General features: G+C 71.6%; 14 protein-coding genes. 6 read left to right on the plus strand and 8 right to left on the minus strand.

Features of this window, described 5'->3' with window-relative positions:
• Positions 1-10: 10 nt before the first annotated feature.
• From VFV67_RS10365 to helR, 5 genes are all read left to right on the plus strand, one after another.
• Positions 11-2,950 (plus strand): AAA family ATPase, encoded by a 2,940-nt coding sequence (locus VFV67_RS10365; RefSeq protein WP_326469107.1) that lies wholly within the window; start codon positions 11-13, stop codon positions 2,948-2,950.
• A 129-nt stretch (positions 2,951-3,079) separates the two neighbouring features.
• Positions 3,080-4,177: a hypothetical protein gene (locus VFV67_RS10370; protein ID WP_326469109.1), complete on the plus strand. Its 1,098-nt coding sequence runs from the start codon at positions 3,080-3,082 to the stop codon at positions 4,175-4,177.
• A gap of 42 nt (positions 4,178-4,219) precedes the next feature.
• Positions 4,220-4,765: an RICIN domain-containing protein gene (locus tag VFV67_RS10375; protein WP_326469110.1), complete on the plus strand. Its 546-nt coding sequence runs from the start codon at positions 4,220-4,222 to the stop codon at positions 4,763-4,765.
• Positions 4,766-4,951: 186 nt separating this feature from the next.
• Positions 4,952-6,334 carry a M36 family metallopeptidase gene (locus VFV67_RS10380; protein WP_326469111.1) on the plus strand — a complete coding sequence of 461 codons (1,383 nt, stop codon included), beginning with the start codon at positions 4,952-4,954 and terminating at the stop codon, positions 6,332-6,334.
• A gap of 144 nt (positions 6,335-6,478) precedes the next feature.
• The gene (gene helR / locus VFV67_RS10385; RefSeq protein WP_326469113.1) at positions 6,479-8,692 is read left to right on the plus strand and encodes an RNA polymerase recycling motor ATPase HelR; all 2,214 of its coding nucleotides are present in this window, start codon (positions 6,479-6,481) and stop codon (positions 8,690-8,692) included.
• A gap of 43 nt (positions 8,693-8,735) precedes the next feature.
• Here the strand turns inward: helR and VFV67_RS10390 are convergent, their stop codons facing one another.
• From VFV67_RS10390 to VFV67_RS10425, 8 genes are all read right to left on the minus strand, one after another.
• Positions 8,736-9,602, minus strand: a complete 867-nt coding sequence (locus VFV67_RS10390; protein ID WP_326469115.1) for a peptidoglycan-binding protein — start codon at positions 9,600-9,602, stop codon at positions 8,736-8,738.
• 153 nt (positions 9,603-9,755) lie between these two features.
• Positions 9,756-11,177, minus strand: a complete 1,422-nt coding sequence (locus tag VFV67_RS10395) for a M28 family metallopeptidase (protein ID WP_326469117.1) — start codon at positions 11,175-11,177, stop codon at positions 9,756-9,758.
• Positions 11,178-11,227: 50 nt separating this feature from the next.
• Complete coding sequence (locus VFV67_RS10400) at positions 11,228-13,027, minus strand: TIGR03767 family metallophosphoesterase (protein WP_326469118.1); 1,800 nt, start codon at positions 13,025-13,027, stop codon at positions 11,228-11,230.
• A 75-nt stretch (positions 13,028-13,102) separates the two neighbouring features.
• On the minus strand, positions 13,103-13,831 hold the full coding sequence (narI, locus tag VFV67_RS10405) for a respiratory nitrate reductase subunit gamma (protein WP_326469119.1): 729 nt from the start codon (positions 13,829-13,831) through the stop codon (positions 13,103-13,105).
• Complete coding sequence (gene narJ, locus VFV67_RS10410) at positions 13,828-14,421, minus strand: nitrate reductase molybdenum cofactor assembly chaperone (protein ID WP_326469120.1); 594 nt, start codon at positions 14,419-14,421, stop codon at positions 13,828-13,830. Before narJ ends, narI begins: the two co-directional genes overlap by 4 nt.
• On the minus strand, positions 14,418-16,079 hold the full coding sequence (narH, locus tag VFV67_RS10415) for a nitrate reductase subunit beta (RefSeq protein WP_326469121.1): 1,662 nt from the start codon (positions 16,077-16,079) through the stop codon (positions 14,418-14,420). Before narH ends, narJ begins: the two co-directional genes overlap by 4 nt.
• The gene (locus tag VFV67_RS10420; RefSeq protein ID WP_326469122.1) at positions 16,079-19,756 is read right to left on the minus strand and encodes a nitrate reductase subunit alpha; all 3,678 of its coding nucleotides are present in this window, start codon (positions 19,754-19,756) and stop codon (positions 16,079-16,081) included. The genes narH and VFV67_RS10420 overlap by 1 nt, the downstream gene beginning before the upstream one ends.
• Positions 19,757-19,847: 91 nt before the next feature.
• Entirely contained in the window at positions 19,848-21,023 is a 1,176-nt protein-coding gene (locus VFV67_RS10425; protein WP_326469216.1) for an MFS transporter, read from the minus strand.
• 377 nt (positions 21,024-21,400) lie between these two features.
• Between VFV67_RS10425 and VFV67_RS10430 the strand changes: the two genes are divergently transcribed.
• A complete protein-coding gene (locus VFV67_RS10430) occupies positions 21,401-22,741 on the plus strand; it encodes a ferredoxin reductase family protein (protein WP_326469123.1) in 1,341 nt (446 codons plus the stop codon).
• The last annotated feature ends 1 nt before the right edge of the window (position 22,742 follow it).

Here is a 22,742-nt window from a genome sequence, read left to right on the forward strand (position 1 = left end):
GGCCGCGCATATGACATTCCACGCCTGTCCGGGCCGGGGCGTGCCGATTCGGTTGGCTACCTCGGACATCGTCGGCCGGGACGCGGAGTTGGGGATGCTGCGGTCGGCGCTCGCCGGGGTACGGACGCGCGGTGCGACGATCTTCGTCGTCGGTGAGCCGGGTCTTGGCAAGACGAGGCTGGTCCGGGAGGCCGCGCGGATCGCCGAGTCGTCGGGGCGGGTGGTGCTGCGCGGCCGGGCGACCTCGCCGCTGGCGCAGTTCCGCGCGCTCTCGGAGGCGTGTCTGTCGGTGTTCCGGCACCGTGGGGTGCCGGACGCCGCCGAACTGGCGCCGTACCGGCATGCGTTGTCCCGGCTGATCCCGGACTGGCGGGCGGAGCGGATGACGGCCGCGGACGACTCCGTCGTGGTGCTCGCCGAAGCGGTGCTGCGGCTGCTCAGATGGGTGGCCGGCGGGTCCGGATGCCTGGTGACGCTGGACGATCTGCACGATGCGGACGCCGACACGCTGGCCGTCGTCGACTATCTCGCCGACAACCTCGCCGGCGAGCCGGTCCTGCTGGTCGGCACCGTCCGGCCGGAGCCGGGGCCGGCGATCGACCTGGTCCGGGCGGCCTGCCGGCGGGGCGCCGCCATCGTCGTCGAACTGTCGCCGTTGGACGGTGCCGGGATCCGGCGGCTGGTCGCCGGTTGCCTCGGCGTGGATTCCGCGGACGTGCCGGCCGAGACGCTCGGCCGGTTGCTGGCCGACGGCGGGGGAAACCCGTTCTACGTCGAAGAGTTGCTGGCTGAGATGGTCGGCGGTGGACAGTTGGTGCGGTCGAACGGCGCCTGGCATCAGAACGCGACGGTTCGGCCCGCCGTGCCGGCCTCGGTGCTGGCCAGCGTCACCGCGCGGGTGCGCCGGCTCGGCCCGCACGGCCCCCGGGTGCTGCGCGCGGCATCGGTGTTCGGCCAGCACTTCTCGGCCGCGCTGGTCGGTGCCGTGTCCGAAGTGGACGATGCCGAGCTGCGCGACGTCCTGCGCTCGGCGGTCGGCGCGCGCCTGGTCGACGTGGCCGACGACGGCTACCTGTTCCGGCATGCGCTGACCGTGGAGGCGCTGCGCACCGAACTGCTGCCGGGGGAACGGTCGGTGCTGTCCGCCCGGGCCGCCGAGGCGATCGAGGCGGCCCAGCCGGACCTGCCGGGCGAATGGTGCCGGCTGGCCGGCGAGCTGTGGGAGCGGGCCGGCGCTCCGGCCCGCGCGGCCGAACTGTTCGGCCGGGTGGGCCGGCGCGCGGTTCGGCAGGGCGCGCTCGCCACGGCCATCGCGTTGCTCGAGCGCGGACTGGCGCTGCTCGAGGGGGACCGGCTCGGCCCGGATCCGGCCTCGGTGCTCGAGCCGCTGCTCGAGGCCCTGGTCGCGGCCGGCCAGGTCGACCGGGCCCGGGAGCTCGGCGCCCGGTTCGATCTCGATGCCGGACCACACGTCCGGGCCAGGGTGCATCTGCGACTCGCCAGGGCGGCGGCCGCGGCCGGGCAGTGGTCGTGGGGGCGCGGCGAGCTGGACCGGGCCCGCCGGCTGATCGAGTCCGGGGCTCGGCCGGCCGCGGCGGCGCGGGTCGATGTGGTCGCGGCTCAGCTGGCGTTCACCGATCCGGAACCGGACCGGCTGGCCCGCGCGGAAGAGCTGGCGGCGCGGGCGCTGCGTTCGGCCACCGAGGCCGGCCTGCCGGAGATCGCCTGCGAAGCGCTGGAACTGCTCGGCACCTGTGCCCGGGTCCGCGATCTCGACGAGGCCGAAGCGCGGTTCGGCGCGGCGCTCGATCTTGCCGAGCGACACGATCTCGCGTTGTGGCGCATCCGGCTGCTGTTCGACCTCGGTGTGCAGGCCGGGATCCACGTCGCCGACCCGGCCCGCCTCGTCGAGGCGCGGGACGCGGCGCACGCGGCCGGCGCGCTGGTCACCGCGCTCGACATCGTCGCCGAGCTGGCCGTGGTTCAGCTGATCCGGGGCGAGTACGGCGCGGCCGAGCGCAACGCGCGGGAGTGCGAGGAGACCGCCCGCCGGCTTCGCCTCGCCGACATGTCGCTGACCGCGCTCGGCCTGCGGGTCTGCATCAGTGCCCATCAGGGCCGGCGGGCCGAGACCATGGCCCTGCTCGAGGACTACGAACGGCGCGGCGGCGCCGGCAGCGACTTCTCCTCGGCGCTGTGGGGCTTCGGGTTGGCGTTCTGCTCGCTGCTCGAGGAGGACCGCCCGCGCGCCCTTGCCGAGTTCGACCAGGCGGCCAAGGCGGAGGCGAACCGGCCGCCGCAGTACCTGTCCTACGTGCATGGGCCGCGGCTGTTCCTCGCGGTGCTCGAGGGCGGCGCCGACCGGCTCGAGCTGACCGCGGCCCGGCGGTCGGCCAGCGGACAGGCCAGGTGGAACCGGGTGTTCCTGGCGCTGGCCGACGCGGTGCTGTCCGCTCGGGAGGGCCGGGCGGAGGCGACCGCGACGGCGCTTGCGGAGTTCGAGGCCGCGGCCGAGCCCTTCCCGCTGGCCCGCCACCTCGGGCTGCGGCTGCTCGCCGAGCCGGCCCTGGACGGGCGGTGGGGCGAGCCGGCCCGCTGGCTGCGTACGGCCGAGGCGTTCTTTCTGACCATGCCGGCGCCCCAGGTGGCCGCGGCGGCCCGGGCGTTGCTGCGCCGGGCGGGCGAACCGGTCCGGCACTGGCGGCGCGGCGCCGACACCCTGCCGACCGAGCTGCGGCTGATCGGCGTGACCGTGCGGGAGTACGAGGTGCTCACGCTGGTCGCCGCCGGGCTGAGCAACCGCGAGATCGGCGAACGGCTGTTCGTCTCCCGCCGCACCGTCGAGACCCACGTGGCGAACCTGCTGGCCAAGACCGGCCAGCCGAACCGGGTCGCGCTGGCCCGGTACGCGGATCCTCGACTACCGGATGTGACCGGCAAGTCTCAGTAACCGGGCCGGGAAGATCGGTATGCCGTCGGATGGACCCGGCGGCCCGGTCCCGAGCAGGATTTCCCCGTCACCGTCGGGTCGTTGGGGAGCGAACGGCCCGATGTCACCGAGCAGTAGGGGAGCGACTCGATGGCAGTCAAGACCTCACCGCCGTTGTCGATCTGGCGGCTCGATCCGCGGCCGGGGTCGGGTGGCACGGGGGAGTTGCGGGGGGCAGTGGCGGTCTCGCCGCGGGAGCTGTGGGCGGTGGGCCGCCTCACGCCCGCGTTCAAGGACCGCAGCGGCGCGCTGGTGGTCCGGTGGGCACCGGACCTCCAGTTCGTCGTCCCGGCGGCGACCGACCCGGGGGCGGAGGTGCGGCTCAACGCGGTCGGCCTGGCCGCCGACCACGTCTGGGCGGTCGGCGAGATCTCCACCGGCGGCGGCCGGCGCCCGCGGATCGAGCGCTACTCGCGGCTGTCCGAACCCGCCGTGGCGGTGGACGCACCCGAGGTCGACGGCGCACTGCACGGCGTGGCCATGCTGTCGGCGACCGAGGGGTGGGCGGTCGGCGGTAGTGGGCCGGCCGGAGCGGACTTCACCCAGACGCTGATCACCCGGTGGGACGGCAGCACCTGGAGCACGGTCCCGAGCCCGAACCCGGGGACCCTGACCAACCGGCTCAACGCCGTGGCGGCGCGCGCCACCGACGACGTGTGGGCGGTCGGGCAGTGCGGCAGCGCGCCCGGGCAGTCGGATGCGTTGATCCTGCACTGGGACGGCTCGGCCTGGACCCAGCTACCCACCCCGGACCTCGCCATGGACAGCGAACTGGTGGGGCTGGCGCCGGCCGGCGCCGGCTCGCTGTGGGCCGTCGGCGCCAGCACCCGCACCGCCACCGGCCTTGTCCTGCACTTCGACGGCGTGAGCTGGCGGTCCGTGCCGACGCCTGCCTTCATCACGCACATGAGCGGGGTGGTCGTGCTTGGGGAGCAGAACGTCCTGTTCTGCGGGTACGCGATCATGGCCGACGGGCCGGAGACCGCGCATGTCGCGCGCTGGGACGGAAAACGGCTGACCGCCGAGTTCGCCGGCCTGGTCGGCAGCCCTGGCGTGCAGGAGAACGTCGGCACCGCGCTGAACGGGATCTGCGCCGCGGGCGACCGCGGCGCGGCCGTCGGCTGGCGCGTGTCCGACTCGTCGATGCGCCCGGCGGCGTTTCTGCGCGGCCCCGCGGCCACGACCTGACGACGTGACCTGGGGGAAGTTCCGAACGAGGGAGGGAAACCCATGCGGGCACGACACGTTCTGGCCGCCGTGGCGGCGGTCATCGGTGCCGCGGTCGGGGGGTTCGCGACGGTGGGTCCGGCGAGCGCGTCGGGTTGGGGCACCGATGTCCGGGCGGACCTGTTCCAACTGATCAACACCGGCACCGATCAGTGTGCCGACCTGTCGCTCGACGATCCGACCGGCACCGCGGTGGTCCAGCAGCCCTGCACGGAAAAGACCGGCGGCAGCCAGGTGTGGCTGGCGCAGCCGCTGGCAACGGATCCGCTGAACGTCCAACTGGTCAACCAGGCCCGCGGGCTGTGCATGGACCTGCTGGACGGGGAGTTCGCCGACGGGACACCGGTCGTGCTGGCCCGGTGCACGCCCAAGCTGGTCAGCCAGCGCTGGCAGATCCTCGCCGGTGCGGTGCCCGGCCCGCTGCGGATCGTCAACCGGGCGTTCGGGCAGTGCCTCGAGGTCCGGGACGGTTCGCTGGAGCGTGGCGCACCGATTCAGGTGTCGGCGTGCGCCGAGGTGACCGCCCACCAGGTGTGGCGCAAGATCTAGCGCCGACAAGCCCTGGCCTGCCGGCAATCGAATCCCCCGCCGGCAGGCCGGGGTCTGGCGTCGAACTCCCGGCCCGCGGGCGATCTACATCCCATCCGTTCGGCTCTCGCCGTGTCCCCGCGGTGTCTTCTAGCGTCGGCTGGCACGGTCCGGCGCCGGGTCGGACCCGAGCGCCAGGAGCCGACCATGCGTCTGCGTCGTCTCGTCACGGCGGCCGGCATCGCCGCACTCGCGGCCCCGCTGACCGGGATACCCGCCCAGGCCGCACCCGCGCCGGACGGGCTGCGACTTCTCGTCACCCATCAGTCGTTGCTGGCGACCCATGAGTGGTACGTCCAGACCTTCGCCGGGCACGACGTGCTCGGCAGCTTCTACGCCAGGCATGTCGACCGGAAGACCGGCCGGGTGAGCGTCGCCGACGGCCGGGTCGAGGTCGGCGGGCTGGACGCGGCGGCGACCCCTCGGGTCGGGGCCGAGGCGGCCCGGGCCGCGGCGTCCGGCCCGGCGCTGTCCACCGAGGTCGCCGTGCTGCCGGGGAAGTCGGCCAAGCTGGTCTACGCGGTGCTCACCGACGGCGACGCGGGCGCGCGGCGCACGATCGTCGACGCGGTGTCCGGGTCGGTGCTGAAGGTGGAGAGCCCGATCAAGCACGTGGACGGCACCGGTCAGGTGTTCTCGCCGAACCCGGTGGCCGATCTGCAGGCCCAGGCGCTGACCGACCAGCGGGACCAGAACCGGGCCGTGCCGGACGTGGCCTACCACCGGGTCACACTGTCCAACCTGGACGGATCCGGCTCGCTCAGCGGCGACTTCTCCAGGAACGTCGATCCGCGCGGCCGGCAGGCGCGCTCGGCCACCAACACGTTCGTCTACCTGCGGGAGAGCGACTTCTTCGAGCAGGTGATGTCCTACTGGGGTCAAACCGAGGCGCAGAAGTACATCCAGCGGCTCGGGTTCACCGACGTCAACAACGAGCCGCAGGAGATCAAGACCACCGGGTTCCCGGACGACAACTCCTTCTACGACCCCAGCGTCGACCGGATCACCATGGGCACCGGCGGGGTGGACGACGCCGAGGACGCCGAGGTGATCTGGCACGAGTACGGCCACGCCATCCAGGACGCGCAGGTGCCGAACTTCGGTGACTCGATCGAGGCCGGGTCCATCGGTGAGGCGTTCGGCGACTGGTGGGCGATGATCATGTCCGCGCCGCTGCAGCGGGACACCGCGATCACGCCGCTGGCCTGCATCGCCGACTGGGACTCGGTGTCGTACACCTCCGACGAGCCGCACTGCCTGCGGCGCACCGACACCGACCTCACCTATGCCGACCGGATCGGGCAGGTGCACTTCGACGGGCAGATCTGGTCCCGCGCCCTGAACGACGTCTTCCGGGCGCTCGGCCGCGACCGGTCGGCCACCATCGTGCTGGAGTCGCAGTTCTCCTTCACCCCGACCATCACGATGGCGGCGGCCGCACAGGTCACCGTGGACACCGCGCAGGCGCTGTTCGGGGCGGCGGACGCCGCGACCGTTCGGGCCGCGTTCCAGGCCCGCGGAATCATCTGATCGAAATCGGTCCGGCCCGCCGACGCGGCGGGCCGGACCGCCCGCGCTCTTGACACGGCATGGAGAATAAAAAATCGGCGTGCTTTCCAATTCCAATGGAAAACCCGCCGAACCTACTGTCAGGTTAGCTGCTGTGAGGGGTACGTGTCAAGTCAGGGGTATGCGGACGAATTGCGGTCCGAGCGGAGCTACATCGGCGGGCTCTACGCGCGGCTCGATGCCGAGCGCGCCCGGGTCAAGGGTGAGTACACCTCGGCATTGCGGGGAAACGGCGGCACACCCATGGAACGGGATGTCGAGGTGCGCGCGCGGGCCAGGGAGATGAAGCGGTTGGCCGTGGCGGACAACGGGCTGTGTTTCGGCCGGTTGGACACCCTTTCGGGTGAACATTCTTACGTCGGGCGAATAGGCCTTTTCGACGAGCAGAACGAATACGAACCGGTGCTGCTCGATTGGCGGGCGCCGGCAGCGCGCCCGTTCTACGTCGCCACCGGCGCGAGCCCGGAGAACCTGCGCCGGCGCCGCCAGTTCCACACCCGCGGGCGGCAGGTGGTCGATTTCACCGACGAGGTGTTCGGCCGCCCCGATGCCGGCGAGCGCGGGGACGCGGCCCTGCTCGCCGCGGTCAACGCGCCGCGCGGCGCGGGGATGCGCGACATCGTGGCGACGATCCAGGCCGAGCAGGACGAGATCATCCGGCTCGATCACCCGGGCGTGCTGGTGATCGAGGGCGGCCCGGGCACCGGGAAGACCGTGGTGGCGCTGCACCGCGTCGCCTATCTGCTCTACACCCAACGGGAGCGGATGGAACGGCACGGCGTGCTCGTGGTCGGGCCCAACCCGGCGTTCCTCAACCACATCGGGCAGGTGCTGCCGTCGCTCGGCGAGTCCGACGTGGTGTTCATGACCCCCGGCGACCTGGTGCCCGGTCTGCGGGTCACCGCCGAGGACGCGCCGCAAGCCGCGCGGCTCAAGGGATCGCTGAAGATCCTGGACGTGCTCGCGGCCGCGATCGCCGACCGGCAGCGGTTGCCGGAGCATCCGGTGCCGATCGAGCTGCGCGACGTCACCGTGCGGATCGACGCCGAGACCGCGGAGTGGGCCAGGGAGGAGGCCCGGGCGAGTGGGCTGCCGCACAACGAGGCCCGCGCGGTGTTCACCGAGATCGTCACCTACGTGCTCACCGAACGGGCGATCGCCCGGATCGGCCGGGGCTGGCTGACCCGGTCGGACCGCGAGGCCTGGGAGCAACTGCGGGCGGACCTGATCAAGGAGTTGGCCCAGGACGCCGCGTTCACCACCGCGCTGGCCCAGCTGTGGCCGGTGCTGACGCCGGAAACCCTGTTGGCACCGCTGCTCTCGTCCGCGGACCGGCTGCGTGCGGCGGGCGCCGACGCGGCCCTGCTGCGGGCGCAGGGCGACGCCTGGACGGTGTCCGACGTGCCGCTGCTCGACGAGCTGATCGACCTGCTCGGCCGGGACAAGGCGGTCGACCAGGCGGCCGAGCAGGCCGCCGAGCGGGAACGGCGGGCGCACGCCGAGTACGCCGAAGGCGTGTTCAGCACCCTGGTCAGCCGCGAGGACTCGATGGACGACGAGGATCACCTGTTCGCCACGGATCTGCTCTACGCCGAGGATCTCGCGGAGCGCTTCGTCGAGTACGACACCCGGGAACTGGCCGAGCGGGCCGCCGCGGACCGGGACTGGACCTACCGGCACGTCGTGGTCGACGAGGCCCAGGAACTGTCCGAAATGGACTGGCGGGTGCTGATGCGGCGCTGTCCGGGCCGGTCCTTCACGGTGGTCGGCGATCTGGCCCAGCGCCGGTCGGTGGCCGGAGCGACCGCGTGGGACGCGATGCTCGAGCCGTACGTGCCGGGTCGCTGGGTCTACCGGGCGCTGTCGGTGAACTACCGCACCCCGGCGGAGATCATGGCGGTCGCCGCCGCGCTGCTCGCCGAGTTCGCCCCCGGGGTCGAGCCACCGGAGTCGGTCCGGGCGACCGGTGTCCAGCCGTGGTCCCGGCGGGTCACCGCGGCCGAGCTGCCCGCCGCCATCGCGGAGTTCGTCCGGGACGAGGCCAGCCGCGAAGGCACCAGCATCGTGATCGGGCCGCCGGGGGTGCCGGGCACGGTACCGGCGGCGGAGACCAAGGGCCTCGAGTTCGACGCCGTCCTCGTGGTGGCGCCGGAACGGATCCTCGCCGACGGCCCGCGCGGCGCGGCCGAGCTCTACGTCGCCCTCACCCGCGCCACCCAGCGCCTCGGCGTCCTGCACCACGACCCGTTGCCCCCGGCACTGGCCGGACTCGTCGAGACCCCGTCGCCCGCCCGGTCCGGAAACCAGCGGTCGGCCTAGCGGTTCCGCAGTGACCCGCCAGAGGCCGGCGGGTCACTGCGGATCATCCGCGTTGGTGGCGTTCCCACCAGGTGAAGGGGACGCGGTAGGCCTGGGGGGTGTTGTCGGCGGCGTGGTTGGCGAGGCCGTTGCGGCCGAAGTAGTAGTCGTGGACCTGGTTGCGGGCGGGGCGGGACATGTCCGGGTCGGAGATGGCGTTGGCGTGGATGTGGTAGGCGAAGCCGTCGCTGGGGGTGCGGAGCCAGGCGGCGAAGCCGACCGTGCGCAGGGCGCGGACGGTCTGCCAGCGTTGGGTGGTGGTCAGCGCGCTGACGCTGATGTCGACCACGCCGCCGCCGTCGTGGGTGCCGGCCGAGTCGGGGTTGTCCGAGGTGTAGGAGCCCTGGGTGAGCACGAGGCTCCAGGAGAACATCTGGTCGGCGGCGCGGAGCATGGTGGCGGTGCGGGTGTTGACCCGCCGGCCGCCGTAGCTGTCGGTGCGGGATCCGGCGGTGACGATGTTGGCCACGGTGAACCGGCCGGCGCCGAGCTCGGTCAGGCTGGTGCGGCCGGGCACACCGTTGGCGTCGATGCCGGTGAAGCCGAGGCTGCGTTGCCAGGCGGCGTAGGCGGAGAGCGTTGCGGTGCCGTAGTGGCCGTCGACCTGTCCCGGCACGAGCAGCCCTTCGGCCCGCAGCGCCTGTTCCACGGCGGTCACGTGTGCCGGGGTGCCCGGCGTGGTGTCCGTGTTGGGTTTGGGTGGGTCGACCTGGCAGGCCACCAACACCTGTTCCATGTCCACCGTGGCCTGTGCGGTGGCCGCCGAGGCGGCCTTGGCGCCCAGGGTCACCGGCAGGGCCAGCGCGGCTCCCGCGGTCAGCCCGCGGGAAAGCAGCCAGCGCCGGGACTGGGTCGACTGCGGCCACTCCATGATCGCGCTCCGTTCGCTCGACGCAACCCGCTCCAAGATCGGCACGATCTTGGCACACAACACGGCTGATTGGAAACTTTCCATCAGGACCGGTTGTGGTCGGGTCCACGTCGCGGGCCGGGACCAGCACGCGCGTGCGGCGGAACGCTCTCCTTAGCTGGCAGCCGGAACGGGGAAGGCGACCGGGCTGCGCTGCCCGGTCCGGTTGACCGCCCGCACCCCGAAGAACACGTTGTCCTTGGAGATGTCGACGTGTGCGGCGGTGACGTCGCCGACCCGGATCACATGGGTCCAGTCGGCTTCGGTGGTCTCCCGCCACACGATCTCGTAGCCGGCCAGGTCCGGCTCGGGCCCCCGGTTCCAGGCCAGATCGGTGGCGTTGGTCAGCTGCGCGGTGAGGATGCGTACGTTCTTCGGCGTGCCCGGTGCCTGGGCGAGGGACCACATGGTGGCCAGGTTGAGCTTGGCCACCCGGGTGATGTAGTCGAAGTCGCAGAACTCGGGCAGGTCGCCGAACTGCACGCCGTTCTCCACCCGGACGTCCTGGTGCTGGTGGGCGAAGATCTCCGCCGGCTCGGTGAACCGGCCGGCCGGATAACCCTGCTGCAGGAACGAGATGTGGTCGCTGCCGCGCAGGTACCGGTCCCGGCGCCAGATCACCCGGACGTCGAGTCCCGCGCCGGAGCGCCTGGCCACGTCGTCGACGAACCGGGAGAGCTGCCGGGACGACGAGTCGTTCTCCCCACCCACCGAGCGGCGGGTGTTGGCCTCCGCCGGGGTTTCCGAGGTCGGCACCCCCTCGGCGAACAGCCGGATGGTGTGCGGGTCCCGGGAGCCGTCCTCGGCCGTCGAACTGCCCACGATGTCGTTGGAGAACATGCCCTGCACGTCGGCGCCCGCGGCCTTGAACTGGGTGGCCATGAAGTTGGAGCCGAACAGGCCCTGCTCCTCGCCGGCGACCGCGGCGCACACCACGGTGGCGGCGGTCGGCCGGGTGGACAGCACCCGGGCCACCTCCATGATCACCGAGACGCCGGACGCGTCGTCGTCCGCGCCGGGGGCGTCGGCGGTGAAGTTGTTGACGTCGGTCACCCGGGAGTCGTAGTGCGCGGTGATCACGTACACCCGCTCCGGGGTGGTGGTGCCGCGCAGCGTGGCCACCACGTTGGTGATGGTGGTCTCCACCGGGATGCGGGGTGGGGCGGGCGGCTGTACGTAGGACTGCAGCGCAACGGTCATCTGGCCGCCGGAGCGTTCGGCGTACCGGCTCAGCTCGGCGTTGATCCAGTCCCGGGCGGCGCCGATCCCGCGCACCGGGTCGGTCTGGCTGGACAGGGTGTGCCGGGTGCCGAAGCCGACCAGCCGGCGCACGTTGGCCTCGATCCGGCGCCGGTCGACGTTGCGCAGCAACGCCCGCAACTCGGGATCGATGCCGTGCTCGCCGATGGGCTCGGCGTCCGCGGCGGACACCGTCACCGGCAACAACATCCCGCCCGCCGCGGCAAGGGTGCCGGTCAGCACCACACGTCGGGACGGGGTAACCGAAGCTTCTTCGTGGGAATCAGACGGTCGCATCCCCCCGTCCTATGCCCGCCCCGGTGGACTGTCTAGGGCGGAACGGAGTTTCAAACCCCGTGGGGGATGGCCACCGTGGCCGCATCGCGGGTGTGCGTCAGCGGGAACGGGCTGGGTAGGAGAAGTTCGACGTTGCGGTCCTGGACCGATCCGCGCCGGCCGTCGACGCCCGGGTTCGGCCGGTCCCGGGACTGCCAGTCGTTGCCGGCGAGCTCGCGGGCCAGCGCGGCCAGCGTGACCGGGTCGTCCAGCCGGCCGCGGGGGGTGGCCGGGGCGGCCATGTCCAGGATGGTGCCGAAGATCGACAGGGTGCCGTCCTGGTTGTCCATCAGTTCCAGCACCCGGGACTGCTGCGGCCAGTCGATGTGCGCGGCGGTGTTGACCTCCCAGAATCCGCCGCCACCCGGAGCGCGGTGCGGGGTCACGGTGTTGCGGTGGGTGTGGCCGTTGACCCACAGCACGACGTTGGGGTGGCGCAACAACAGCTCCCGCACGCCGGCACCGCCGATCCGCGGCGGCGCCCCGGCGATGTTGTCCATCGTGTCGATGGTGTGGTGGCTGAACAGGATGAACAGCCGGTCCCGGCAGCGCCGGGACACCCGGTTGCCGGCGGCGTCGAGATGCCGGCTGCTGCCGGCGGACAGTTCGCGCTCCAGCCAGGCGAACTGCTCGGCGTCGATCGACCCGTTGGCGCCGCCGTTGGGGTTGACGGTGTCCAGCACGAGACCGCGCACCACACCGCGGTCGAAGGCGTAGTAGGCGTTGCCGGTGGCCAGGTTCCACCCGCCGAAGCCGTGCCCGCGTGGCGCGCCGCTGGTGTTGAAATGCTCGCGGATGGTCTCGATCCGGCTGACGAAGCGCCGGTTCGGGTCCGCGGTGACGGTGCGCGCCGGACCGGCGAGCAGCGTCGCAAGGCCGCGCGGATCCAGCGCCTGCAGTTGCAGGGCGAGCTGGATGATGTCGGTGCCCGGCGGCAGATCGACGATCTTGCGGTTGCCGGTGGCCAGCGGCCCGAGCGCGGGCAACGGCGGGAGGTTGCCCTGGATCAGCCCGTCGTGGTTGCCGTATGCGGTCAGCCACGGCAGGTTCAGGCCGCGCGCCCGGAACGGCCGGCGGGCCGCGTCCAGCAGGCCCGGCACGGTGGGAAAGCCGAACCGGGCCCGGGGCAGGTCGTCCGGCTGCCCGGCCGGGGTGCCGTCCGGATGCCAGTACCGCACGTCGTAGGCGACCTGGTCGGCCACGCCCTCGTAGCGCGACAGGTCGCCGGAGTCGGGCCGCACCCGGCGGCCGTCGAGCAGGTCGATGTACCAGCGCAGCTCGTTGAACTGGACGTTGTCCACGTTGTCGCCGGTGGCGATGGCGAACGACAGCGGCGCTCCGGTTGCCGGCCCGCGCCGGACCAGGTTCACCGCCCGCACCATGGCGTCGCTGATCTGCGCGGACAGGAACTCGTGCGCGCGGTAGGACGACTCGAACGGCAGCAGGCCGGCGAACGGTGAGTCGGGATCGTTGTAGCGGTCCAGAAACTCGACTCGGGCCGGTGACTGGGTGTCCATCGCGTGGATGTCGGTGAGCTGGCCGAAGGCCAGGATCGGCCGGCCGTGCCGGCGGCCCGCGGGCCGGGTGGCCAGCAGCTCGTCGCGGACCAGGAACGGCTCACCCGGGCCGGCGACGATCGGCCGGTAGCCACCGGCGCCCGGCGCCCCGAGCAGCAGCGTGCGGTCCAGCGTGGTGTGCTCCGGGTTGGTCCGCCACGGATCCGCCGCGGCCGGCGTGGCCAACCCGCCTGCGGCAGCCGCGGCCGCCCCGACCGCCCCGGCCCGCAACACGTCCCGCCGGCTCAACCCCATGCGCGCCTCCAACCCGATGCGATCTCCGGGCATTCAACGCTCGCGGAGCTGACCCCGTCAAACCATGACCGGTGGTCAGCCGACGCGTTCCCAGCCGCGGCGCGGCGGCCGGCTGCCCAGCCGGGTGTCCCGGCTGCGGTAGACGATGTAGGGCCGGGTGAGGTAGCCGAGCGGCATGGAGAACACGTGCACCAGGCGGGAGAACGGCCAGAACGCGAACAGCACCCAGGCCGCCGTGGCGTGCAGCTGGAAGCCGATCGGGGCCCTGGTCATCAGCTCGGGCTCGGGCTGGAAGGCGAAGATCGAGCGGAACCAGGGGGAGACGGTCTCGCGGTAGTTGTGCGGGTGGTCGGTCAGGTTGCCCAGCACGGTGGTGCCAAGGCCGAGCACGATGGTGCCGACCAGCAGCACGTACATGATCTTGTCGTTGCGGGTGGTCGCGGAGAACACCGGGCCGACGGTGCGCCTGCGGTAGACCAGGATCGCCGCGCCGGCGAGCGTGCAGATCCCGGCGAGTACGCCGAGGGTGACGGCCACGGCGTGGTAGGCGGCTTCGCTGATGCCCAGCGCCTCGGTCCACGACTCGGGGATGAGCAGGCCGCCGACGTGCCCGAGGGCGACCAGCAGAATGCCGAAGTGGAACAGCGGGCTGCCCAACCGCAGCAGGCGGTTCTCGTAGAGCTGGGAGGAGCGGGTGGTCCAACCGAACTTGTCGTACCGGTAGCGCCAGACGTGGCCGACGACGAAGATCGCGATGGCGGCGTAGGGGACCGCCACCCACAGCAGGATGTCCCAGGTACTCATGAGAAACCTCCTCCGAACGGGGCCAGGCCGACCTCCTCCTCGGGTGGGCCCTCGGCGGCCAGGCGGGCGACGGCGTCCCGCACGTGCCGGCCGAGCGGCGGCAGGGTGGCCGAGACGGACTCCGGCACGGCGGCCCAGGGGGAGCCGGCCTCGCGCAGACCGACCCGCAGGAGCTCGAGGCCGGCGCGGTACTCGATGAGCAGCCGGCGGCCGGCCGGCGGGTCCACCGCGGCGAACTCGAGCACGACGGCGAGGTGGTCGGGCAGCTCGGCGTCGTCGAGCACGAGACCGGCGGCGCGGTAGGCGTGTTTGAACCGCAGCAGCGCCATGCCGCGTTTTCGGGTGTCGCCGTAGACGAAGTAGGTCAGGTAGGGGCTGAACTGCTTGCGGTGGTCGAAGGTGGCCACGTACTCGGCGGTCAGGTCGGTCAGCGGCGTGGACTCCAGGTGGTCGAGCAACGCCGGCAGCGGCGCGCCGATCGCGTCCGGCAGGGTCGCGACCGCGGTGCGCAGCAAGGGAACGCGGCCGAGCAGCGCCTCGTCCGGATAGTCCAGCAGCAGCGACTGGACCTGCCAGGCCGTCGCCGTCATGACTCGGCGTCCGGTCGTGGTGGGAACAGGCCTTCCGGTGTGCCCTTGCCGTCCCAGTTGAGCAGGTTGACCCGGTTGCCCTTGTCCGAGGGGGCCGCCATGGTGTCGCTGGTCTGCCGGTCCTGCAGCATGCGGAAGTTCTCCACGGCGATCGGCGAGGCGCCGCCGGAGCTTTCCCCGAACGGGCCGGAGCCGCCCATGCCGGGCCCGCCCGCGTAGTCCAGGCTGCACTCGGTGGCCAACTCCTCGAGGCCGTGCGCCTGTTCGGCGTGCGCGGGCGGGATGACGTAGCGCTCGTCGTACTTGGCCAGGGCCAGCAGCCGGTACATGTCGTAGACCTGCTCGCCGGTCATCCCCACCCGGGTGGCGATCTCCTCGCGGGGTTCCCGGCCCAGGTTGATGTCCCGCATGTAGGCACGCATCGCGGCCAGCCGGCGCAGTACCGCGTCGATGGGTTCGGTGTCGCCCGCGGTGAACAGCTCGGCCAGGTACTCCACCGGAATGCGCAGGGCGTCGATCGCGGCGAACAGGTTGCCGTGGTCCTCGGCATCGTGGCCGGTGTCGCGCACCACGTCGATGACCGGGGACAGTGGCGGGATGTACCAGACCATCGGCATGGTCCGGTACTCCGGGTGCAGCGGCAGCGCCACCCGGTACTTGTTGATCAGCGCGTAGACCGGTGACCGCTGGGCCGCTTCGATCCAGTCGCGGGGGATGCCGGCGCGCTCGGCCTCCGCCACCACGGCCGGGTGGTTCGGGTCGAGCAGGATGTTCCGTTGCGCCGCATAGAGATCGCGCTCGTTCGGGGTGGCCGCGGCGGCGAGTACCCGGTCGGCGTCGTAGAGGACCAGGCCGATGTAGCGCAGCCGGCCCACGCATGTCTCGGCGCACACGGTGGGAATGCCCACCTCGACGCGGGGGAAGCAGAAGGTGCACTTCTCGGCCTTGCCGGTGCGGTGGTTGAAGTAGACCTTCTTGTACGGGCAGCCGGACACGCACATCCGCCAACCGCGGCAGCGGTCCTGGTCGACCAGCACGATGCCGTCCTCGGTGCGCTTGTAGATGGCGCCGGACGGGCAGGATGCGGCGCACGAGGGGTTGAGGCAGTGCTCGCAGATGCGCGGCAGGTAGAACATGAAGGTCTGCTCGAACTCGAACCGGACCTTGTCGGAGATGTTGCGCAGCAACGGATCCGCGTGGCCGTGGTCCGGGGCGCCGCCGAGGTTGTCGTCCCAGTTCGCCGACCAGGTGATCTTGGTGAACTTACCGCTGATCAGCGACCGGGGCCGGGCCACCGGGGTGTGCTCCTGCAGCGGCGCGTTGGTCAGGGTGTCGTAGTCGTAGGTCCAGGGCTCGTAGTAGTCCTTGATGTTGGGCAGCTTGGGATTGGCGAAAATGGTCAGCAGCTTGCGCAACCGGCCACCGCCCTTGAGCACGAGCCGGCCGCGCCGGTTCAGCGTCCAGCCGCCGCGCCAGCGCTCCTGGTCCTCGTAGGTGCGCGGATACCCTTGTCCCGGACGGGTTTCCACGTTGTTGAACCAGACGTACTCCACCCCGGACCGGTTGGTCCAGGCCTGCTTGCAGGTCACCGAGCAGGTGTGACAGCCGATGCACTTGTCCAGGTTCATCACCATGGCCATCTGCGCCATAACCTTCACTAGTACTGCACCTCCTGGCTGCGTCGGCGGATCATGGTGACCTCGTCGCGCTGGTTGCCGGTGGGGCCGAGGTAGTTGAACGCGAAGGAGAGTTGGGCGTAGCCGCCGATCAGGTGGGAGGGTTTGATCAGCAGGCGGGTGAGCGAGTTGTGGATTCCGCCGCGTTTGCCCGAGGTCTCCGCGCGCGGTACGTCGATCAGCCGGTCCTGCGCGTGGTGCATGTAGACGGTGCCCTCCGGCATCCGGTGCGAGACGATGGCACGGGCGACGACCACGCCGTTGCGGTTGACCGCCTCGATCCAGTCGTTGTCCGCCACACCGATCTTCGCCGCGTCCTCTTTGGACATCCAAATGGTCTGCCCGCCACGGGACAGGCTCAGCATGAACAGGTTGTCCTGGTACTCGGAGTGGATCGACCACTTGGAGTGCGGGGTCAGGTACCGCACGGTGATGCCGAGCGAGCCGTGCTCGCCGACGACCGGCTCGCCGAACAGCTCGGCCATGGAAAGCGGTGGCCGGAACACCGGGAGCTGCTCGCCCAACTCGGCCATCCAGTCGTGGTCGATGAAGAACTGCTGCCGGCCGGTCAGGGTGTGCCACGGTTTGAGCCGCTCGACGTTGATGGTGAACGGCGAGTAGCGCCGGCCACCGGTCTCCGAGCCGGACCACTCCGGCGAGGTGATCACCGGCACCGGCGCCGCCTGGGTGTCGGCGAAGGTGATCCGCTTGCCCTCGTGCTCGGCGGCCAGGTCCGCCAGCTCGGTGCCGGTGCGCGCCTCCAGCGTCCGGAAGCCCTGCGTGGCCAGGTGTCCGTTGGTGGTCCCGGACAGGGCCAGGATCGCCTCGCACGCGTGCACGTCCCGGGCCAGCGACGGGCGGCCGTCGGCCGGGCCGCCGCGCACCGCGCCGTTCTTGCTCCGCAGGTACTCGACCTCGCGGTCCAGCTTGTAGGTCACGCCCTTGGTGGTCGCGCCGAGCGTCTCGGCCAGCGGCCCCAGCGCACCCATCTTCGCCGCGACCGCCGGATAGTCCCGTTCCCGCACGGCAAGCGCCGGCATGGTCAGGCCGGGCACCGGCTCGCACTCCCCGGCCTTCCAGTCCCGGACCCGGCCGTGTGGCGTGGCCAGCTCGTCGGAGGTGTCGTGCAGCAGCGGGGTGGCCACGACGTCCTTGCGTACCCCGAGGTGCTTCTCGGCGAGGTGGCTGAACTCCTCGGCGATCGCCTGGAACGCGGCCCAGTCGGTGCGGGTCTGCCAGGGTGGCGCGATGGCGGGGTTGAACGAGTGCACGAACGGGTGCATGTCGGTGGTGTTCAGGTCGTGTTTCTCGTACCAGGTCGCGGCCGGCAGCACGACGTCGGAGAACAGCGTGGTACTGGTCATCCGGAAGTCCAGGGACAGCAACAGATCCAGCTTGCCGATCGGAGCCTCGTCGTGCCACACCACGTCTTTCGGGCGAGCTTCGGGCGGAGCCTCCTGCGCCCGCAGCGAGGAGTCGGCGCCGAGCAGGTGCTTGAGGAAGTACTCGTTGCCCTTCGCCGACGAGCCGAGCAGGTTGGCCCGCCACACACTCAGCACCCTCGGAAAGTTCTCCGGCGCGTCCGGATCCTCGCAGGCGAACCGCAGCCGCCCGGCCTTCAGCTCGCCGACCACGTAGTCCGTTGTGGACAGACCGGAGCGTTCGGCGTCGTCGGCCAGGTCGAGCGGGTTGCGGTCGAACGTCGGGTAGGACGGCATCCAGCCGAGCCGGGCGGCCATGGCGATCACGTCGGCCGTGGTCCGGCCGGCCAACTGTCCGTCCGAAGTGGCCGCGGCCAGGGTGTCCGCGCCGAACGGGTCGTACCGGAACTGGTCGGTGTGCAGGTACCAGTACGCGGTCTGGATCATCTGCCGGGCCGGGCGGGACCAGTCCAGGCCGAACGCCAGCTGTGCCCAGCCGGTGACCGGCCGGCACTTCTCCTGCCCAACGTAGTGCGCCCAGCCGCCACCGTTGACGCCCTGGCAGCCGGTCAGCGTGGTGAGCGCAAGGAAGGCCCGGTAGATGGTGTCGGAGTGGAACCAATGGTTGGTGCCGGCACCCATGACGATCATCGACCGGCCCCGGGATTCCTCGGCGTTGGCGGCGAACTCCCGGCCGATCCGGGCTGCCGCCGCGGCCGGCACACCGGTGATCGGCTGCTGCCAGGCCGGGGTGTACGGCTGGGTGGCGTCGTCGTAGCCGGTCGGCCAGTCGCCGGGCAACCCCGGCCGGTGCACCCCGTACTGCGCCAGCAGCAGATCGAACACGGTGGTCACCAGGTGCGCGCCGACCCGCCGGGCCGGCACCCCGCGGCGCAGCGCGCCGGCCGCGCCGTCCGGCGTGTCGAACCGGGGCAGTGTGACCGGCACCGGGTCGGCGTCGTGCAGCGACAGTTGCGGATCGATGGCGCCCAGGTCGAGGTTCCACTTGCCCATGCCGTCCTGGCCGAACCGGAAGCCGACCGAGCCGTTGGCCACCACCGGCCGGCCGGTCGCGGCGTCCAGCAGGACGGTCTTGAACGCGGCGTTCTCGGTATGGGCCATGCCGTCCAGGTCCTCGGCGGTGAGGAACTTGCCCGGGCGGTAGCCGCCGTCGTGCTCGTCCAGCCGGACCAGGAACGGCAGGTCGGTGAACCGCTTGACGTAGTCGGTGAAGTACGGCACCTGCCGCTCGACGAAGAACTCGCGCAGGATCACGTGGCCCATGGCCATCGCCAGCGCGCCGTCGGTCCCGGGCTTCGCGGCCAGCCACTCGTCGGCGAACTTGACGTTGTCGGCGTAGTCCGGGGCCACCGCGATCACCTTCTGGCCGCGGTAGCGGGCCTCGGCCATCCAGTGCGCGTCCGGGGTGCGGGTCACCGGCAGGTTGGAACCCCACATGATCAGGTAGCCGGCGTCCCACCAGTCGCCGGACTCCGGCACGTCGGTCTGGTCGCCGAACACCTGCGGGGAGGCCACCGGCAGGTCGGCGTACCAGTCGTAGAACGACAGCATCGCCCCGCCGAGCAGCGACACGAACCGGGCACCGGACGCGTGCGACACCATCGACATCGCCGGAATGGGGGAGAAGCCGGCAATCCGGTCGGGCCCGTACTTCTTGATGGTGTGCACGTGCGCGGCGGCGACCAGCTCGGTGGCCTCGTCCCAGGACGCGCGGACCAGACCGCCGCGGCCGCGGGCCTCCTGGTACCGGCGCCTGGTCTCCGGGTTCGTCACGATCTCCGCCCAGGCCAGCACCGGATCACCGGTGCGCGCCTTGGCCTCCCGGTACATCTGGAGCAGCACGCCGCGCACGTACGGGTAGCGCACCCGGGTCGGCGAGTAGGTGTACCAGGAGAACGCCGCCCCCCGTGGGCAGCCCCGCGGCTCGTACTCCGGGCGGTCGGGCCCCACGGACGGATAGTCCGTCTGCTGCGTCTCCCAGGTGATGATCCCGTCCTTGACGTAGACCTTCCACGAGCAGGAGCCGGTGCAGTTCACCCCGTGGGTGGACCGCACCACCTTGTCGTGGCTCCACCGGTCCCGGTAGAAGTCGTCCGCCTGCCGGCCGCCGATCCGGTACAGGGTGCGCAGGTCGCTGGAGACCTCGGCGCGGGTGAAGAACCGTCGGGTGCGGACCAGCGCGTCGGTCAGCCCGCCGTCCAGACCAGAATCACTCACGGCCGCACCTCGCAAGCTCGGTGCGGCCCGACCCCGCCGCCGCGCAGGCTCGGCGCCGGGGCAGTGTTGAAGGATTCGCTCGCAAGCTCGCTCACGCCGTCGCCTCCGTGGTGTCGCGGTTCTGCACCGCGCGGCGCACGGTGCTGGCGGTGAAGGCCAGTGCGGCAAGGGCGACCACGGCCAGGGCGGCCAGGCCCAGCGCGTAGGAGGACATCGCCCCGTACAGCGCACCCATCACCAGCGGCGGCACGAACCCGCCAAGCCCGCCGGCCGCGCCGACCACACCGGTGACCGAGCCGACCTTGTTCGCCGGTGCCAGCAGGGCGACCAGCGCGAACACCGCGCCGCTGCCGGCGCCGAGCGCCGCCGCCATGGACAGGAACGCGATCGTGCCCAGCGGCATCAGCGCCGGGGTGAACGCCGTGACGATGGCTCCGGCCGCCACCACGGCCATCGCGACGACCAGCACCACGGCCGGGCCCAGCCGGTCGGACAGCCACCCGCCGACGGGTCGCAACAGGACCGCGAGCAGCACGAACCCCGCCATCCGGTTGGCCGCGTCGGCCTGGGTCAGCCCGTAGGCGGTCTTGAGGTAGGCGGGCAGGTAGACCGAGAACGCCACGTACCCGCCGAAGGCCACCGCGTACAGCGCCGAGGCCTGCCAGGTGACCGGCAGCCGCAGGGTGGCCGCCAGCCGGCGGCCCAACGACTCCGTCGGCACGACCCGGCCCGGCGCGTCGCGCAGCAGCAGGACCGCCACCACCGCGTAGACCGCGAGCACCACCGCGGTCACCACGAACGGCGTCGCCAGGCCACCGGCGTCGACCAGTCGCACCGTGGTCAGCGCGCTGATCGCGGTGCCACCCATGCCCATGCCGAAGATCCCGATCGCCAGCCCGCGCCGCTGCGGCGGGAACCACGCGTTGACGAACGGCACCCCCACCGCGAACGCCGTGCCGCCGATACCGAGGAAGAACCCGCCGAACAGCAGCGCGGCCAGCGACGAATGGCCGGCCAGCCCGAGGAACAGCACCGGCACGATCGTCGCCAGGCTCACCAGCGGGAACATCAGCCGGCCACCGAACCGGTCGGTCAGTGCTCCCACCGGAATCCGCCCGAGCGACCCCACCACCACCGGCACGGCCACGACCAGCGCCTGCTGGAACGACGTCAGCCCCAGGTCGTCCTTGAACCGCGGACCAAGCGGGCTGAGCAGCGCCCAGGCCCAGAAGTTCACCACGAACCCGACGGTGGCCAGCGCAAGCATCGACACCCGTCGACCGGTCGTGGGTGGACGGTCGTCAGCGTCCAATCGCGACACCCTTATTCCCATCGAAGGCTCACCGCCCGTGTTCTGGTGTGTCGCGCCCATGGTCACCGTGATCCTCTCGACGTGCACGTCGAGCCTGCCCGGGCCGGTCCCTGGCGACCAGGGACCACCTCCTTCAGGTCGCGGGGACCAACGTCCCCGCGATGAGAGCCGTGCGGCACTGTCTGATCCGGTCCGCCCAGCAACCGGCCCATCACGCACCGTGCCCGGTGAGTTCGTTAGGGCAGCGAATCGTGCCCGAGAGTGCACAGTGGTCTGGGGATGTGCTGTGCATACTGGTGCAGGGTGTGGCCGGCGGGTGGGGAGAGGTAGCGATGGTAGCGACGATGGGTCCGCGCACGGCGCGGGAGCATGCGCCGCCGGTGGTGCGGGCGCGGTGGGCGATGTGGACATTCGTCGCGATCAACGTGGCGATCGTGGAGGCGCTCTTCTTCACCGCGGACAGCGGGAAGAACGGGATTCTCACGGTCGGCAAGTTCATCGGCCTGCACGCGGCGCTGGTGATGATGTTCCAACTGCTGTTGGTGGCGCGGCTGCCGTGGTTGGACCGTCGGATCGGGATGGACCGGCTGACGGTGTGGCACCGGTGGGTCGGGTTCACTCTGTTGTGGACCATCCTCGCCCACGCCACGCTGATCGTGCTCGGGTACGCGGTGCTGGACGGGGTGTCGATGCCGGAGACGTTCCTGGCGTTGGCCGGCGTGCCGGCGTCACTGCTCGGCATGCTCGCCGCCGGCCTGATCGTGGTGATCGCGGCGGTCTCGGCACGGTATGCCCGGCGGCGGCTGCGGTACGAGACCTGGCATGCGCTGCACCTGTTGGTGTACCTGGCGCTCGGGTTCGCGTTCGTGCACCAGCTGATCGAGACCACGACGTTCCGGTCGTCCGCGTTCGCGATGGCCTACTGGTGGCTGCTGTGGATCTTCGCGTTCGGCGCGCTGATCGTGGGACGGATCGTGGTGCCGGTGTGGCGCAACGCCTACCACCAGTTCCGGGTGGAGGCCGTGGTTCCCGAGGCGCACGACGTGGTGTCGGTCTACGTCGGCGGGCGGCACCTTGACCGGTTGCCGGCCAGGGCGGGGCAGTTCTGCATCTGGCGCTTCCCCGGGCACAACGGCTGGTGGCAGGCGAACCCGTTCTCCCTGTCCGCGGCACCCAACGGCCGGTTCCTGCGGCTGACCGCGCGGGCGGTCGGGACCACCAGCGCCAGCCTGCGCCGGCTTCCGATCGGCACCAGGGCGTTCGTCGAGGGCCCGTATGGAGCGTTCACCTCGATGCACCGGACCCGCCCGCACCTGCTGCTGATCGCCGGGGGAGTAGGGGTCACGCCGATCAGGGCGCTGCTCGAGGAGCAGTCGGCCGGGCACGTGGTCGTGCTCTACCGGGTGCACAGCGCCGCCGATGCCGTGCTGGGCAACGAGTTGCAGCAGTTGGTCGCGGCGCGCGGCGGGATGCTGCACCTGCTCACCGGCCGGACCGGGCAGGGCGCGCGGCCGTTCGAGCCGGGCAATCTGCTTCGCCTGGTACCCGACATCGCCTGGCGGGACGTCTACGTCTGCGGTCCGCCTGCCATGACCGCCGCGGTGCTGGACAGCCTGCGGGCACTGCAGGTTCCCAACCTGGCCGTGCACGCCGAGAAGTTCAGCCTCGCCTGAC

Origin of the sequence: Actinophytocola sp. (genome assembly GCF_035762905.1) — a bacterium.
In the GTDB taxonomy this organism is placed as follows: domain Bacteria; phylum Actinomycetota; class Actinomycetes; order Mycobacteriales; family Pseudonocardiaceae; genus DASYTH01.